This is a genomic window from Terrabacter sp. NPDC080008, from assembly GCF_040702505.1.
GTDB lineage: Bacteria > Actinomycetota > Actinomycetes > Actinomycetales > Dermatophilaceae > Terrabacter.
The window spans coordinates 305,537-320,227 of sequence record NZ_JBFBLC010000004.1 but is presented as its reverse complement, the minus strand read 5'-3'; the positions used below and the strand labels follow the sequence as shown (position 1 = coordinate 320,227).

The following is a 14,691-nucleotide window of genomic DNA, read 5'->3' as shown; positions in this document are numbered from 1 at the left end:
GACCCGTGAGAAAATGAACGCATGCTGGACTCGGTCATGCCCTACGTGCTCGCGCTGGTCCCGACCATCGGGGTCGCCACGCTCTTCTACTTCGTCATCAAGAGCATCCTCGAGGGCGACCGTCGCGAGCGCCTCGCGCAGGCGCGGTGGGATGCAGAGCACCGTGCCGACACCGAGGCCACGAATGCCTCGCGCACGGGCACGGATTCCGGGGACTCGACACCTCGGTCCAGCTCGGGACAGGCCTGACAGCGCGCCCAGAAATGCCCGGCAGTATGTGATCTTTCTGCCCGAAACCTCTGTGTCCGATGAGGGCCGATTCCGTTTCGCCTCGCCATTGTTTTGATGGAAATGCATTTCTCGGCCGAGCACTGTAAATTGATTCCTGCTCGTGGGTCTCGCATTCACGACCACCCCTCCGGAATCGACAACTTCAGATGGAGAAACATGGCCCAGCGTGTCGAAGTGGTGCTGATCGACGACATCGACGGCGGAAACGCCGACGAGACGGTGACGTTCGCCGTCGACGGTGTCACGTATGAAATCGACCTGTCCGACGACAATGCCCGCAAGCTTCGCGACGACTTCGCGACGTGGACCGGTCACGCCCGTCGTGCAGGCACGGCAAAGGCCGCCCCGCGCCGTCGTTCGAGCGGTGGCAAGCGGGCCGACCTCGGCGCAGTCCGGGAGTGGGCGCGTGCCAACGGGCACAACGTGTCCGACCGCGGCCGCATCTCCGCCGAGATCCAGGCCGCCTACGACAAGGCGCACTGACCGGTCGCGTCCTGTCACCCGCGAAAGGGCCCGGCACTCCACGAGCCGGGCCCTTTCGCGTGCCCTGAGCACGCCCCGAGCATGCCCTGAGCACGCCCCCGAGGGCTTTCCGAGCACGTATGCCGTCCGCCCCCTCCGCGCCCGACGCTCAGGCCGTGATCGCCTCGGCCAGGTCGCCGTCGCGTTCGACGCGCTCGAGCACCTCGTCGGCGGTCAGCTGCACGAGCTCACCGCCCTGCGCGCCCGACTCGATCTCGTCCCAGGAGCGGGGCGCGGCCACGGTCGGGCGCTCCCGGCCGCGCAGCGAGTACGGGCAGACGGTCGTCTTGGCGGCGACGTTCTGGCTCCAGTCGAGGAAGACCTTGCCCGGTCGCAGCTCCTTGGCCATCTTCCACACGACGAGGTCGGGGTGGGCCTTGGTCAGCTCCTGCGCGAGCTGCTGGACGGTGTCGCGGATCTCGTCGCTCGTGTGCAGTCCGGGCAGGACGGCATACAGCTGGAGTCCCTTGCTGCCGCTGGTCACCGGCAGCGTGTCGAGCCCGATGCCGCCGAGGCGCTCGCGCACGATGAGCGCGACGCGGGCGCACTCGTGCAGCCCGGAGCCGGGCCCCGGGTCGAGGTCGATGACGAGCCGGTCGGGGTTGCACGGCACGGCGTCGCGCCCCTGCCCCTCGAAACGCCACTGCGGCACGTGCAGCTCGAGGGAGTTGAGGTTGGCGAAGTACGTCAGCCCCGCCAGGTCGTCGAGAAGCGGGAAGACGGGGTCGCGTCCGGCTCGACGCACCCACGCCGGAGTGCCGGCGGGCAGGTTCTTCTCGAAGAACTGCATGTCACCGACGCCGTGCGGGAAGCGGATTCGCGTCACCGCGCGGTCGCGCAGGTGCGGCAGGATCACCGGTGCGATCCGTGCGTAGTAGTCGATGACCTGCGCCTTGGTCGTGCCGGTGCGGGGGTACATCACCTTCTCGAGGCTCGACAGGCGCATCCGCCGGCCGTCGACCTCCACCGTGACCTTGGGCGCTTCGAGAGGCATCAGCCCTCGTCCCCACTGCCGTCGATGTCGCCCGGGGCGAGGTCGGTGCGCAGCCCCTTGTATGCCGGCTGGCGCAGTCTGCCCTGGCTGCTGAGTCCCAGCGACTCCACGTCGGCGACGAGCACCGGCTGCACCCACGTCGCACCGACCGAGTCCTCCGGCGGCAGCACCGTGGCGAAGGGCGACTCGGCCGACGTGAGGGTCTCGAGGTCCCGCAGGAGCGCCTGTCCCGTCTTGCCCGCGAGCCCCGACCCCACCTTGCCGAGGAACTCCAGGCCGTCCGGTCCGGGCACGCCGACCAGCACCGAGCCGAGGCGGCGCCTGACGGTGCCGGTGGACTCGGGCCGCCAGCCGCCGATGACCACGGAGACGGTGCCACGGTGGGGCAGCTTGAGCCAGTAGGGCGAGCGCAGCCCGGGCACGTAGATCGAGTCGACCCGCTTGGAGACGATGCCCTCGAGGCCCTGCTCCTTCGTCGCGGCATGCAACGTCGCGCCGTCAGTGAAGGTCGGCGGCGTCTGCCAGCGGGGGCCGCCGAGCTCGAGCCGCTCGAGCGTCGCGCGCCGGTCGGTCCACGTCCGTGAGAGCAGCTCGACCCCGTAGAGCCGCAGCAGGTCGAAGGTCATCAGCGTCACCGGCGCCTGCTCCGCGAGCATCGCGGCGCGGCGCACATCGGTCACGTGGAAGCGCTCGGCCATCGCCCCGAAGGAGGGCACGCCGCCCCGCAACGAGACGATCTCGCCGTCGAGGAGCATGTCGGCATACTCCCCCGCCAGGCCGCGCAGCTCGGGAAAGGCGACGGTGACGTCGCGTTCCGTCCGGGAGAAGAGGCGCAGCTCCCCGTCCGTGACGTCCGCCAGAACACGCATTCCGTCCCATTTGACCTCGTGGATCCAGCGGTCGCCGACCGGAACGGTCGTCGCCGGCGTCGCGAGCATGGGGCGCATGGGTGCATTCTTGTTCCCATGCGAGCCATCTGGAAAGGCGCCGTGTCGTTCGGCCTCGTCAATGTGCCGGTCCGACTCTTTTCGGCGACGGAGAACCACGACGTGCAGTTCCGGCAGGTTCACGAGAAGGACGGGGGCCGCATCAAGTACCAACGGATCTGCTCGATCGACGGCGAGGAGGTGCCCTACTCCGACATCGCCAAGGGATATGAGGCGGCCGACGGGCAGATGGTGATCCTCAGCGACGAGGACCTCAAGAGCCTTCCGACGCGGACGACGAAAGAGATCTCGATCGAGAAGTTCGTCCCTTCCGAGCAGATCGATCCGCTGCTGTTCGACAAGAGCTACTACCTCGAACCGGACAAGACCGGTCTCAAGCCCTATGTGCTTTTGCGCGACGCCCTCGAAAAGGCAGACCGAATGGCACTCGTGACCGTCTCGGTGCGCAGTCGCATGACCCTGGCCGTGCTGCGTGTGCGTGACGGCGTCATCGTGCTGCAGACGCTGTTGTGGGCCGACGAGGTGCGCAAGCCCGAGTTCGAGTCGCTCTCGGAGGAGACGCACGCGACGCAGAAGGAGCTCGCGATGGCCTCCTCGCTCGTCGACTCGCTCTCCGGCGACTACGAGCCGGAGGAGTTCGAGGACGACTACGCCGAGGCCGTGGCCAAGCTCGTCGAGACGAAGATCGAGGGCGGCGACATCACCGAGACGCCCGAGGCCAAGGGCGAGGAGAGCGAGGTCGTCGACCTGCTGGCGGCCCTGCAGCGCAGCGTCGACAAGGCCAAGGCGGCCAAGACCGGCGGCTCCTCGTCCGCCGCGCCCGCACCCGCGAGCGACGACGACAGCGCGGCGAAGAAGACCGCGTCCAAGTCGACGGCGAAGAAGACCGCTGCCAAGAAGAGCACCACGAAGAAGGCCGCCGCCAAGACGACGGCCAAGAAGTCCACGACCAAGAAGGCGGCCACCAAGAAGGCGAGCTGACCGGCCGGAGCGCCGGCCGGGCATGGGCTTGGCGCGCCGAGGGACGTAGGTCACCTCTGACGGCATACGCCCTCTTTGCGGCTCCGCGCTGCGCGAGGATGGGAGCGTGCGAACGGCGACGATCGACGAGCTGACCCAGCGACTGCGGACCCTTCCCGAGAACCCCCGGGTCGTCGTCAGCGGCAACATGGCGGTGCCGTGGGAGGCGGTCCGGGCCCTCGACGCGGCCCTGGAGACGTACACGCTCCACGCGCTCAACGCGCCGGCGGGCCTGCCCGACCGCGACGGCGTCACCGTCGAGACGTGCTTCGTCGGCCCGGGTATGCGTCGACACCCGCGGCTGCGCTACGTGCCCTCGCGCCTGTCCCTCGTGCCGCTGCTCTACGGCCGGGCGCTGCCGCCCGACGCCGTGCTGCTGCACTGCGCTCCGCCGCGCCACGGGCAGGTCAGCATGGGGCTCGAGGTCAACGTCCTACCGGCTGCCGTGGAGGCGTGCCGGGCCCGCGGCGGTCTCGTGGTGGCGGTGGTCAACCCGAAGATGCCCTACACCTTCGGCGACGCGCAGGTGCCGCTCGAGCACGTCGACCTCGTCGTCGAGGTGGATGCCCCGATGGCCTCGAACGGCCACAGCCACCCGGACCCGGAGAGCGAGGCGATCGGAGAGCGGGTGGCGGCCATGGTCGCCGACGGTGCCACCATGCAGCTCGGCATCGGCGCCGTGCCCGACGCCACCCTCGCGGGGCTCACGACGCGGCGCGGCATCCGGATGTGGACCGAGATGTTCTCCGACGGCGTGCTCGCCCTCGACGAGGCCGGGGCGCTCGACCCCGACCACCCGCTGGTCACGTCGTTCTGCTTCGGATCGCAGGAGCTCTACCGGTGGCTCGACGGCAACCCGCGCGTGCGGATGATGCGCACCGAGAAGACGAACGACCCGGGCCTCATCGCCCAGCAGCGGCAGATGACCTCGGTCAACACGGCGCTGGAGGTGGATCTCTTCGGCCAGGCCAACGCCTCGCGCATCAACGCCCGGATCCACTCCGGCTTCGGCGGCCAGACCGACTTCATCGTCGGGGCGCTGCACTCCCCCGGCGGGCAGTCGTTCATCGCCCTGCGCTCCTGGCACCCCAAGGCCGACGTGTCGACGATCGTGCCGCTGCTCGACGAGCCGGTCACGAGCTTCCAGCAGAGCGCCATCGTGACCGAGCACGGGATGGCCCCGCTCTGGGGTCGCAGCGAGAAGGACCAGTGCCGCGACATCATCGAGCAGTGCGCGCACCCGCGCGTCCGCGACGACCTCTGGGAGGAGGCGCATGCTCTCGGCCTCGCCTGACCGACTGGCGTGACCGACTCTCCCGACCGAGGGCGTATGCCGCCGGGCTCGTAGGGTGACCGCATGACCTCCGCCTCGCCCACCCCGTCATCCACCTCGTGCCAGGACCGGCCGGTCGCGGTGATCACGGGCGGTACCCGGGGCATCGGGCTCGCGCTCGCCCGGGACCTGGCCGCGACCCACCATCTCGTCATCGGCGGGCGCAGCAGCGGGTCGGTGGACGAGGTCGCGGCCTCGCTGCCGTCGGCGCAGGGCTTCGTCGCCGACCTGGCCGACTGCGCACCGGGCGGTTCGCTCGAGAGCGCCCTCGACGCGCTCGTGCCACGGCTCGAGCGTGTCGACGTGCTGGTGCACTCGGCAGGAGTGCTGCGCAACGGCACCGTCGCGGACTCGCCGGTCCAGGACTGGGTCGACTCCATGACTGTCAACGTGGTCGCGGTGGCCGCCATCACCCGTGCCCTGCTGCCGGCCCTCCGCGCGGCCCACGGCCTGGTCATCACGGTCAACTCCGGATCGGGCTTCACCGCCACCCCGGCGTCCGGGGCGTACTGCGCCTCGAAGTTCGCCCTGCGCGCCTTCAGCGACTCGCTGCGGCAGGAGGAGCGCGGGCACGGTGTGCGGGTCACCTCGCTGCACCCGGGCCGCGTCGACACCGACATGCAGCGCGAGCTCGTCGAGTTCGAGGGGGCGGAGTACGACGCCGGCGCCTACCTCGACGTCGCCTCGGTGGTCCGGGCCGCGCGCCTGGCCATCGACGCCGGGCCCGACGCGAGCGTCGACCTGGTCTCGGTCCGTCCGCGCGGGTGGCGCCCCGCCGGGGACTGACGACAGCGTCTCAGATGCGGCTGGCGCCGCGCGTGGGCACGAGCCCGAGCCGGGCGAAGGCCAGGGCCTCGGCGAGGTCGACCTCGCGCTGGTCCTTACCCGCCTTGCGCGTCGACACCTCCACGACGACGTCGCCGTCCCAGCCGGAGTCGGCCAGGTGCTCGAGCATCGCTGCGCACGGCTGCGTGCCCCGCCCGGGCACGAGGTGCTCGTCGAGGAAGGACCCCAGCCCGTCCGTCAGGTGCAGGTGCGCGAGCCGCGACCCCAGCTCCCGGGCCATGGCGAGCGCGTCGGCGCCGGCCGTGGCGGTGTGCGACAGGTCGAGGGTGACGTGCTCGTACGGCTGGCCGACGGGATCCCAGTGCGGCAGGTAGGCCATGACCTCGCGCCGGGCCGTGCGCCAGGGGTACATGTTCTCGACGGCGAGCCGTAGACCCGACTCACGCTCACGCCGGGCGACGCCCTCGACGAACCCGGCGGCATACTCCCGCTGCCAGCGGAACGGCGGGTGCAGCACGACGGTGCCGGCGCCGACCTCGCGCGCCAGCTCGATCGAGCGGTCGACCTTGCCCCACGGGTCGGTGCCCCACACGCGCTGGGTGAGCAGCAGCGTGGGCGCGTGCACCGAGGCGATCGGCAGCTCGTGCAGCTCGGACAGCGCCCGCAGGGCGCCCGCCTCCTGCGTCACCGGGTCGGTCCAGACCATGATTTCCACGGCGTCGTAGCCGAGGCGGTCCGCGGTCGCGAAGGCGGTGGCCGCGTTGTCGGGGTAGAGCGAGGCGGTCGAGAGGCCGACTCGGATCGTCATGCGCCCATTTTGCGCCACGGTCCGCGCACGACGGTGGGCCGGGGGCCGCACCCCACGCCGGAGCCGCTCACGAGGTGAGGTGGTCGAGCCGGCGCAGGATGAGTCCCTCGCGCAGCGCCCACGGGCAGATCTCGAGCTGCTCGACCTGCAGCAGGTCGAGCGCCGCCTCGGCGACGAGCGCCCCGGCATACAGCTGGCGCGCGCGGCCCGCGGAGACGCCTGGCAGCTGCGACCGCGCGGCGCTGTCCATGGGGCCCACCGCGGCGACGATGCGTCGCAGGTCATCGCGGGAGAGCGTGCGCCGCACGAGCGGCCCCTCGGCGCGCGGGGCGGCGCCGGCGATCCGCGCGAGCGAGCGCATCGTCTTGGAGGTGCCTACGGCGCGGTCGGGAGTCCCGGACGTCAGCAGGGGGCGTACGCGTTCGGCGAGCGAGGTGCGCACGTGCGACCGCAGCTCGCGCGCGGAGGCCTCGCTCGGCGGGTCGCCCTCGAGTCGCTCCCGCGTCAGCCGTCCGGCGCCGAGCGGCAGGCTGATCGCCACGTCGGGCTCCTCGTCGAGCCCGCAGGCCAGCTCGAGGGAACCGCCGCCGATGTCGACGACGAGCAGGCGCCCGGCCGACCAGCCGAACCACCGGCGCACGGCGAGGAAGGTCATGCGCGCCTCGTCCGAGCCGCTGAGGGCCTCGAGGTCGATCCCCGTCTCGTCGCGGACCCGGGCGATGACCTCGTCGCCGTTGGGCGACTCCCGCAGGGCCGAGGTGGCGAAGGCGAAGAGGTCACCGACGCCCTGGTCCTCGGCGACCACGAGGCACTCGCGCAGGAAGGCCACGAGCCGGTCGGCGGTCGCGTCGCTCACCCGGCCGTCGTGCTCGAGGCTCTCCGAGAGCCGCAGCTCGGTCTTGTGCGAGAAGGCCGGCAGCGGCTGCGCGCCGAGGTGGGCGTCGACGACGAGGAGGTGGACCGTGTTCGACCCGATGTCGATGACGCCAAGGCGCATGCGCTCACCCTAGTGCCCGCCCATCGACGCCCCCTGCTCACCGAACGCCGCGTTCGGTGACGAACGCCGCGTCGGAACACGCAGTTCGCGAGCGAACGCTGCGTTCAGTCGGGAGCGGGGGCGCCATCTGCCGTATGCCGTGTGGCGGGACGGGCGGTCAGGCGGAGCGGCGGCTCAGGGTGAGGGACGCGAGGGCGAGCGAGGCGGCGATGAAGGCCGCGACGATGCCGAGGTCGCCCAGCACCTGGGCGGCCGGGTCGGGGTTGGTCGCGATCTCCTTCATGGCGTCGACGGCATACGACAGCGGCAGGACGTCGCTGACCCACTCGAGGACGGTGGGCAGCTGGTCGCGCGGCACGAGCAGCCCGCAGAGCAGGAACTGCGGCAGCAGGAACGCCGGCATGAACTGGACCGCCTGGAACTCCGTGCGGGCGAAGCCGCTCGCAAGCAGCCCCATCGCGGTGCCGAGCACGGCGTCGAAGATGGCGACGACCACGAGCAGCCACAGCGGTCCGGCGACGTCGAGGCCGCACACCCAGACCGCGAATCCCGTTGCGATCAGGGCCTGCGCGGCAGCGAGCGCACCGAATGCGAGGGCATACCCGATCATGAAGTCGGCCTTGCCCATGGGCGTGGTGAGCAGCCGCTCGAGGGTGCCCGACTGGCGCTCGCGCAGGGTCGCCACGGACGTCACGATGAACATCACGACCATGGGGAAGACGCCCAGCAGGGCCGGGCCGATCGAGTCGAAGACGAGGGTGCCGTTGTAGATCCAGGCGAGCAGCCCGAGCAGGACGCACGGCACGACGACGATCAGGGCGATGGTGCGGCGGTCGGTGCGCACCTGGCGCAGCACACGGCCCGACGTGGTGACGGTGAGCGCGGCGTTCACGACGAGCTCCTCTCCCCGGACCGTGCGGTCTCGGCGTCGATGAGGGCAAGGAAGGCGGCGTCGGCGTCGTCGGTCCCGGTCCGCTGCAGGAGCTCTGCCGGGGTCAGGTCGGCCAGCACGCGCCCCTCCCGCAGCAGGACGAGCCGGTCGCAGCGGGTCGCCTCGTCCATGACGTGGCTCGAGACGATGAGCGAGTGGCCACGCTCGGCGAGGTGCCGGAAGAGGTCCCACAGGTCGCGCCGGAGGACGGGGTCGAGGCCCACCGTCGGCTCGTCGAGGACCAGAAGGGTGGGCCGTCCGACGAGGGCCGCGGCCAGCGACACCCGCGACTCCTGCCCACCGGAGAGGTCCTGCACGAGCTGGTCGGCGTGCGACTGGAGGTCGACCTCCTCGAGCGTGCGGTCGACGGCATCGCGCAGCTCGTTGCCGCGCAGGCCGATGGCCCGGCCGAAGTAGGTGACGTTGTCGCGCACCCCGAGGTCGGCGTAGATGCTGGGGGTCTGCGTGACGTAGCCGACGCGGTCTCGCAGCTCGGGCGAGCCGGCGGGATGGCCGAGCACGGTGACGGTCCCGGCCTCGATGACCTGCACGCCGACGATGCAGCGCATGAGCGTCGACTTGCCGGAGCCGGAGGGGCCGAGCAGTCCGACGACCTGGCCGCCAGGGATCTCGAGGTCGAGGCCGGGGATGACCCGCCGCCTCCCCCGCACGACCTGCAGGCCGCGGATGGCCACTGCCGGATCGGAGTTATTCATCATGTGATGAAATCTACTCCGGGGTGGCGGCCCTGTCCACGAGATGCGACTGGAGGACGGGGCCCAGCCCCTCGACGAGCTCCTCCCGCGTCGCCGCGACGAGGGCGGGCAGCCGCACGACGTAGCGGCCGACGATCAGGCCGAGCATCTGCGAGGCCGCGAGCGCCCCTCGCAACTGCGGGTCGGCGACACCGGTGGATGCCGCCACCCGCCCGAAGACCTCGCGGCCGAGGAACTCGCGCAGCATCCGCGCCGCCTCGTCACTGGTGATGCTGGAGCGCACGAGGGCCACGAGCGCGTCTCGGCGCTCCGGCGGCTCCCACACCGTCAGGAAGGTCTCGACGATGCGCCAGCCGAGCCGGTCGACGTCACCGTCCAGGATGCCGTCGATGAGCTCGGTCGGGTTGACCGGCACCTCGAGGGTCTCGACGAAGAGGGCCGCCTTGCCGCCCTCGAAGTAGTGGTGCACGAGGGCCGGGTCCACCCCCGCCTCCCGCGCGATGCCTCGCATGCTCGCCTTGTCGTATCCCTTGGCCGCGAACGACTTCCGCGCCGCCTCGAGGATCGCGGCGCGGGTGTCCGCGCCGCCCGGACGGCGGCCCCGACCCCTCGGCGCCACCTCGCTGCTCGTCCCCGACGTCATGCCCAAACGCTAGCCCTGCCGACCAGGGGCCGGCACGGATGCCTGAGAGGGTCGCGGGGCGAACCGCGGGTGGCATCCGGAGGGGGCACACGGCATACACCCCCGACATCGGCCGGGTCGGCGCCCACGGAGCGGGCAGCGCCGGGCCACCCACGAGGTCGGCGACGTAGGGTGCTCGGGTGGCTGAAGCACCCCTGGACCTCCCCCGCGTGTGGGTCGAGTTCACCGACCCCGCCGACGCGGGACAGCGCTACCGCTGCGACCTGACGTGGCTCACGAGCAGCTGGACGTGCATCTTCGGCAACGGCTGCCAGGGCATCTACGCCGACCGGCCCGACGACGGCTGCTGCACGCTGGGGGCGCACTTCACCGAGAAGGACGACTGGAAGCGCGTCGAGAAGGCCGTCCGCGAGCTGGGCGAGGACGAGTGGGAGTACCACGCCGCCGGCACCGCCACCGGCACGAAGGAGGACTGGACCGAGAAGGAGGACGGCGCGCGCAAGACCCGCGTCGTCGACGGGGCGTGCATCTTCCTCAACCGCCCCGGCTTCCCCGCCGGTGCCGGGTGCGCCCTGCACCAGCACGCCATCCTGACCGGCGTCGAGCCGCACACCCTCAAGCCCGACGTGTGCTGGCAGCTGCCGATCCGGCGCACCTTCCGCACCGTCGAGCTGCCCGACGACACGAGCTACCTCGAGGTGACGATCACCGAGTACGACCGGCGCGGCTGGGGGCCAGGTGGCCACGACCTCGACTGGTACTGCTCGGGGAACCCCGAGGCGCACGTCGGGCGCGAGCCCGTCTACCGGTCCAACGCGCCGGAGCTGATCGAGCTGATGGGGCCTGAGGCGTACGCCGAGCTGGCCATCCGCGCCGAGGCGCACCTCGCCCAGGTCAAGGCGGTCCGGGCGCGCGGCGTGCGCAAGCTGCTGCCGCTCCTCGTGCACCCCGCGACCCTCGAGGCCCAGGCCGGGTCGACGCGTCCCGCAGCACCACCGAGGCGCGCCGAATGAGCGAGACGATCCCCTCCCCCAACATCTGGGAGACGCCCGACGTCTACGAGGTCGAGAACCGTGGTGTCGATCGGGACCATGTCATCGAGGACGCCATGCGCTCGGTGCTCGACTGGTCCGGCCTCGACGTCGTCGACATCGGGTGCGGCACCGGCTTCCACCTGCCGTACTTCGCCCGCGACGCGCGGTCGGTCGTCGGGGTCGAGCCGCACCCACCATTGGCTTCCCTTGCGGCAGAACGCATCTCGGGTATGCCGTCCGTCTCCGTCCGCGAGGAGGGCGCGGCCGCGATCGGGGTACCCGACCGCTCGTTCGACGTTGCGCACGCCCGGTGGGCGTACTTCTTCGGGCCCGGCTGCGAGCCCGGGCTGGCCGAGCTCGAGCGGGTGATGCGCCCCGGCGGTGCCGCCTTCGTCATCGACAACGACGCGACACGGTCGACGTTCGGGCAGTGGTTCCGGCGCGCGCTGCCGTCCTACGACCCTCGCGCGGTCGAGCGGTTCTGGGAGCGGCAGGGCTGGTCGCGCGAGCGCCTCGACATCCGGTGGGACTTCGACTCGCGGGAGGACTTCGAGGCCGTCGTCGCGATCGAGTTCGCGCCCGAGCACGCGGACCTGATCCTCGCCGAGCATCCGGAGGCCACCGGGGTGGACTACGCCGTCAACCTCTGGCACCGCCGCTACTGACCGACCGTCGAGAGGCCACGTCCGGCCCCTCTTCAACCGTCGAGAGGCCACGAGTGGCCCCACTTCGACCGTCGAGAGGCCACGTGTGGCCCCTGCCGCGCCGTCGAGCGGCCACGTCCGGCCCACCTCTCGACGATCGCGAGAAGGGCCGGACGCGGCCTGCTGACCCGCCCACACGCCCGGCGGCTCCCGCTGGGTCAGGCGGCGAGGTGGCGGCGCTGGAGGAGGCGCCGGCCGATGAGGGCGAAGGGCGAGAAGCCGACGAGGACGGTCGCGGCCGCGACCAGCGGCGTCGTCGCGCCGAACACCATCAAGCCGGCCACTCCGCCCACGAGGAGCAGCAGGGACCACCAGCCGAGCACGCCGGCCCTGGCCAGGCCCACCAGCACGAGCACCGGCCCGAGGAGGTTGAGCGGCTCGGTGCCGTCCCAGAAGCCCAGCAGCGAACCCTGCTTGAAGCCCTGGAACACGGCGACGGCCTGGTCGGAGCTGAGCAGGGTGCCGGCCGAGGCGTTCCACCAGTCCGACAGGACCATGCCGGACATGTTGGCGAAGCCCAGCGCCGCGAGCAGCGCGCCCACGACGGTGACCACGCGTCCGCGAGCGCCCCGCACGAGCGACGGTGCGGCGAGGATGCCCAGGGCGATGACGAGGTTGCCGTAGTGCAGGAACAGCGCCGACACCTGCGTCATGGTCGTGTCCCGGGTCAGGGAGGCGATGTAGTCCGCGTCGGCCATCGAGTCCTGCGGCGGCGACGTCACCAGGCCGAGCGCCCACAGCACCGGCCCGGCGACGAGGGCCGCGCCGGCCGCGATCCGCATGGGGTGGGTGGTGCGACGCCTCGACTCCTCCCTCTCGCCCGCGGCGGCAACGGGCGCGCCGACGAGCGAACCGACCGGCTCGGCGGAGACGTGGGACGGGAGGTGCGACATGGCTTTCCTTTCGGTCTTGCCCGGGACGATCCCGGAGCGCCGCTCTCGGCGACAGCCCAACCGTCCCGCCCGGCGGCCTCCCCACACCTCGCCCGAGAGGTACCGGCCCGTGGTCCGTCGTCGGGCGGAGACGCCGGCCCCGCGGCTCCGTCTCAAGAGGGATACGCCGGCACCCCCACCGCCCTAGCCTTGCGGCCATGCCACCCTTCCGGCTCCTGCGACGGCCACGGCTCGTCCCTGTCGTCGCAGCCGTGCTGCTCGGCGGTCTCGCAGTCGTCGAGGCGTGGACGGACCCCTCGTTCCGGCAGTCCTTCGGCTCGCTCGTGTGGGTGGCGCTCTGGATCGCGTGCGGCCTGGCCGCGCAGCTGCGCTGGCCCGCCGCGGGTGCCGTGGCAGTCGCCGCGTCGTACCCGCTGGGCGAGCTGCTGGGTGCACCGGGCCCCGGAGGAGCCGGCCTCATTGCCGCGCTCGTCGCGGTCGCCTACGCGGGGTATGCGGGCCGGCCGCGTGCCTCGCGCGTCGCCACGGCCGCCTGTGTCGCGGTCTTCGTGCTGACCGACATCGTCCGGGCCGGCGTCAGCTGGGACTCGATCTTCTTCCCCGCCATCTTCGTTCCGGCCTGGTGGGTCGGCAGCCTCGTGCGCCGCGAGCAGGACCGCACCCGCGAGATCGCCTCTCTCGCAGCGCAGCTCGATGCTCAGCGTGAGGCCACTGCGCACGCGGCGGTGGTCGAGGAGCGGGCACGGATCGCCCGAGAGGTCCACGACTCGGTCGCCCACTCGCTGAGCGTCATGACGCTCCAGCTCGGCGGCCTGCGCCGGCAGCTCGGACCGCTGCTCGACGAGCGACCCGCCGAGCGAGACGTCTGGCTGGGCCTCGAGCGTCTCGGACGCGAGTCGGTCGAGGAGCTGCGGGCGACCGTGGGGATCCTGCGCACGCCACGCGACGGTGAGGCCGACCTCGCCAGCCCCGTGTCGCTGGCCCGGGCGGAGCACCTCGCCGCAGACGTACGTGCGGCCGGGCTCGACCTCGCTCTCGAGACCCAGGGGGACCTCACGACGGTGCCGCGTGCAGTGGACGTGGCGGCATACCGCGTGGCGCAGGAGGCGCTGTCCAACGTGCTCCGGCACGCGCCCGGCGCCCGGGCCCTGCTGCGGGTCTGCCACGAGAACGACGCCGTCGAGGTGGTCGTGCGCGACGACGGCACCCGCTCGGGACAGGCGGACGAGTCGGTCCGCGACGGGGCCACGCACGGGGCCATGCGCGCAGCCAACGGCGGCCACGGCCTCGTCGGGATGCGTGAACGCACCGGGATGTTCGGCGGCACCCTGTCCGCCGGCCCGGTCACCGGCGGCGGGTTCGAGGTGCGTGCCCGCTTCCCGATCGGGAGGGGCTGGCAATGACGATCCGGGTGTTGCTCGTCGACGACGAGGCCATGGTCCGGGTGGGCCTGCGGATGGTGCTGACGGCCGAGCCCGACGTGGAGGTCGTCGGTGAGGCGTCCGACGGCGACCTGGCCGGGACCATGGCGGCGCAGCTGCGACCGGACGTGGTGCTCATGGACGTGCGCATGCCGCGGGTCGACGGCATCGAGGGGGCCCGCCGGGTCCTGGAGGCGAGTCCGTCGTCAAGGGTCGTCGTGCTGACCACCTTCGGCGAGGACGAGTACGTCGAGGGTGCGCTGCGCGCCGGTGTCAGCGGGTTCCTGCTCAAGGTGTCGACGCCCGAGCAGCTCGTGGCAGCGGTGCGCACCGTCGCCGCCGGCGGCGGGCTGCTCGACCCCGCGGTGACCCTGCGCGTCATCGAGTCCTTCGCCGCCGCGCCGGGTCCGCGGACGGCCCGGTCGCGCGACCTCGAGGTGCTGACGCTGCGCGAGCGCGACGTGCTCAGCCTCGTCGCTCGCGGCCTCTCGAACGCCGAGGTGGCCGCCGAGCTCTACCTGGGTGAGGCCACGGTCAAGACCCACGTCTCGAGCATCCTGGCCAAGCTCGGCCTCCGTGACCGGGTGCAGGCCGTCGTCGCCGCCTACGAGACCGGGCTGGTCCGCGCCGGCGACCGCGCCGACTCCTGAG

At 72.0% G+C, this 14,691-nt stretch carries 17 protein-coding genes; 9 read left to right on the top strand and 8 right to left on the bottom strand.

What is annotated here, in order from left to right:
• Nucleotides 1-21: 21 nt before the first annotated feature.
• Both AB0316_RS13995 and AB0316_RS13990 read left to right on the top strand, forming a co-directional pair.
• Entirely contained in the window at nt 22-249 is a 228-nt protein-coding gene (locus AB0316_RS13995; protein WP_366273626.1) for a hypothetical protein, read from the top strand.
• A gap of 198 nt (nt 250-447) precedes the next feature.
• Nucleotides 448-774, top strand: coding sequence for an Lsr2 family protein (locus AB0316_RS13990; RefSeq protein WP_366273625.1), 327 nt, complete (start codon nt 448-450; stop codon nt 772-774).
• Between the two features lie 148 nt (nt 775-922).
• Here AB0316_RS13990 and ligD (AB0316_RS13985) read toward each other — a convergent pair whose 3' ends face one another.
• Together ligD (AB0316_RS13985) and ligD (AB0316_RS13980) are read right to left on the bottom strand one after the other, a co-directional pair.
• The gene (gene ligD, locus AB0316_RS13985) at nt 923-1,807 is read right to left on the bottom strand and encodes a non-homologous end-joining DNA ligase (RefSeq protein ID WP_366273624.1); all 885 of its coding nucleotides are present in this window, start codon (nt 1,805-1,807) and stop codon (nt 923-925) included.
• Complete coding sequence (gene ligD, locus AB0316_RS13980) at nt 1,807-2,754, bottom strand: non-homologous end-joining DNA ligase (RefSeq protein ID WP_366273623.1); 948 nt, start codon at nt 2,752-2,754, stop codon at nt 1,807-1,809. Before ligD (AB0316_RS13980) ends, ligD (AB0316_RS13985) begins: the two co-directional genes overlap by 1 nt.
• A gap of 18 nt (nt 2,755-2,772) precedes the next feature.
• On the opposite strand from ligD (AB0316_RS13980), the gene AB0316_RS13975 reads away from it, so the two are divergent.
• The 3 genes from AB0316_RS13975 (at nt 2,773) to AB0316_RS13965 (ending at nt 5,893) form a co-directional block, all read left to right on the top strand.
• On the top strand, nt 2,773-3,735 hold the full coding sequence (locus AB0316_RS13975; protein ID WP_366273622.1) for a Ku protein: 963 nt from the start codon (nt 2,773-2,775) through the stop codon (nt 3,733-3,735).
• A gap of 106 nt (nt 3,736-3,841) precedes the next feature.
• Nucleotides 3,842-5,068: an acetyl-CoA hydrolase/transferase C-terminal domain-containing protein gene (locus AB0316_RS13970; protein ID WP_366273621.1), complete on the top strand. Its 1,227-nt coding sequence runs from the start codon at nt 3,842-3,844 to the stop codon at nt 5,066-5,068.
• A 63-nt stretch (nt 5,069-5,131) separates the two neighbouring features.
• On the top strand, nt 5,132-5,893 hold the full coding sequence (locus AB0316_RS13965; RefSeq protein ID WP_366273620.1) for an SDR family oxidoreductase: 762 nt from the start codon (nt 5,132-5,134) through the stop codon (nt 5,891-5,893).
• A gap of 10 nt (nt 5,894-5,903) precedes the next feature.
• On the opposite strand, the gene AB0316_RS13960 is transcribed toward AB0316_RS13965, so the two are convergent.
• The 5 genes from AB0316_RS13960 to AB0316_RS13940 form a co-directional block, all read right to left on the bottom strand.
• Entirely contained in the window at nt 5,904-6,701 is a 798-nt protein-coding gene (locus tag AB0316_RS13960; protein ID WP_366273619.1) for a sugar phosphate isomerase/epimerase, read from the bottom strand.
• A 67-nt stretch (nt 6,702-6,768) separates the two neighbouring features.
• Nucleotides 6,769-7,698 carry a Ppx/GppA phosphatase family protein gene (locus AB0316_RS13955; protein WP_366273618.1) on the bottom strand — a complete coding sequence of 310 codons (930 nt, stop codon included), beginning with the start codon at nt 7,696-7,698 and terminating at the stop codon, nt 6,769-6,771.
• 157 nt (nt 7,699-7,855) lie between these two features.
• Nucleotides 7,856-8,590, bottom strand: a complete 735-nt coding sequence (locus AB0316_RS13950; protein ID WP_366273617.1) for an ABC transporter permease — start codon at nt 8,588-8,590, stop codon at nt 7,856-7,858.
• Entirely contained in the window at nt 8,587-9,345 is a 759-nt protein-coding gene (locus tag AB0316_RS13945) for an ABC transporter ATP-binding protein (protein ID WP_366273764.1), read from the bottom strand. The genes AB0316_RS13950 and AB0316_RS13945 overlap by 4 nt, the downstream gene beginning before the upstream one ends.
• 13 nt (nt 9,346-9,358) lie before the next feature.
• Nucleotides 9,359-9,988: a TetR family transcriptional regulator gene (locus AB0316_RS13940; RefSeq protein ID WP_366273616.1), complete on the bottom strand. Its 630-nt coding sequence runs from the start codon at nt 9,986-9,988 to the stop codon at nt 9,359-9,361.
• 179 nt (nt 9,989-10,167) lie between these two features.
• On the opposite strand from AB0316_RS13940, the gene AB0316_RS13935 reads away from it, so the two are divergent.
• Entirely contained in the window at nt 10,168-11,001 is an 834-nt protein-coding gene (locus AB0316_RS13935; RefSeq protein WP_366273615.1) for a hypothetical protein, read from the top strand.
• Nucleotides 10,998-11,687: a class I SAM-dependent methyltransferase gene (locus AB0316_RS13930; RefSeq protein WP_366273614.1), complete on the top strand. Its 690-nt coding sequence runs from the start codon at nt 10,998-11,000 to the stop codon at nt 11,685-11,687. Before AB0316_RS13935 ends, AB0316_RS13930 begins: the two co-directional genes overlap by 4 nt.
• A gap of 197 nt (nt 11,688-11,884) precedes the next feature.
• Here AB0316_RS13930 and AB0316_RS13925 read toward each other — a convergent pair whose 3' ends face one another.
• On the bottom strand, nt 11,885-12,619 hold the full coding sequence (locus tag AB0316_RS13925; protein ID WP_366273613.1) for a hypothetical protein: 735 nt from the start codon (nt 12,617-12,619) through the stop codon (nt 11,885-11,887).
• A 197-nt stretch (nt 12,620-12,816) separates the two neighbouring features.
• Here AB0316_RS13925 and AB0316_RS13920 point away from each other — a divergent pair, with 197 nt between their 5' ends.
• A complete protein-coding gene (locus AB0316_RS13920) occupies nt 12,817-14,022 on the top strand; it encodes a histidine kinase (protein WP_366273612.1) in 1,206 nt (401 codons plus the stop codon).
• Nucleotides 14,019-14,690, top strand: a complete 672-nt coding sequence (locus tag AB0316_RS13915; protein WP_366273611.1) for a response regulator transcription factor — start codon at nt 14,019-14,021, stop codon at nt 14,688-14,690. Before AB0316_RS13920 ends, AB0316_RS13915 begins: the two co-directional genes overlap by 4 nt.
• The last annotated feature ends 1 nt before the right edge of the window (nt 14,691 follow it).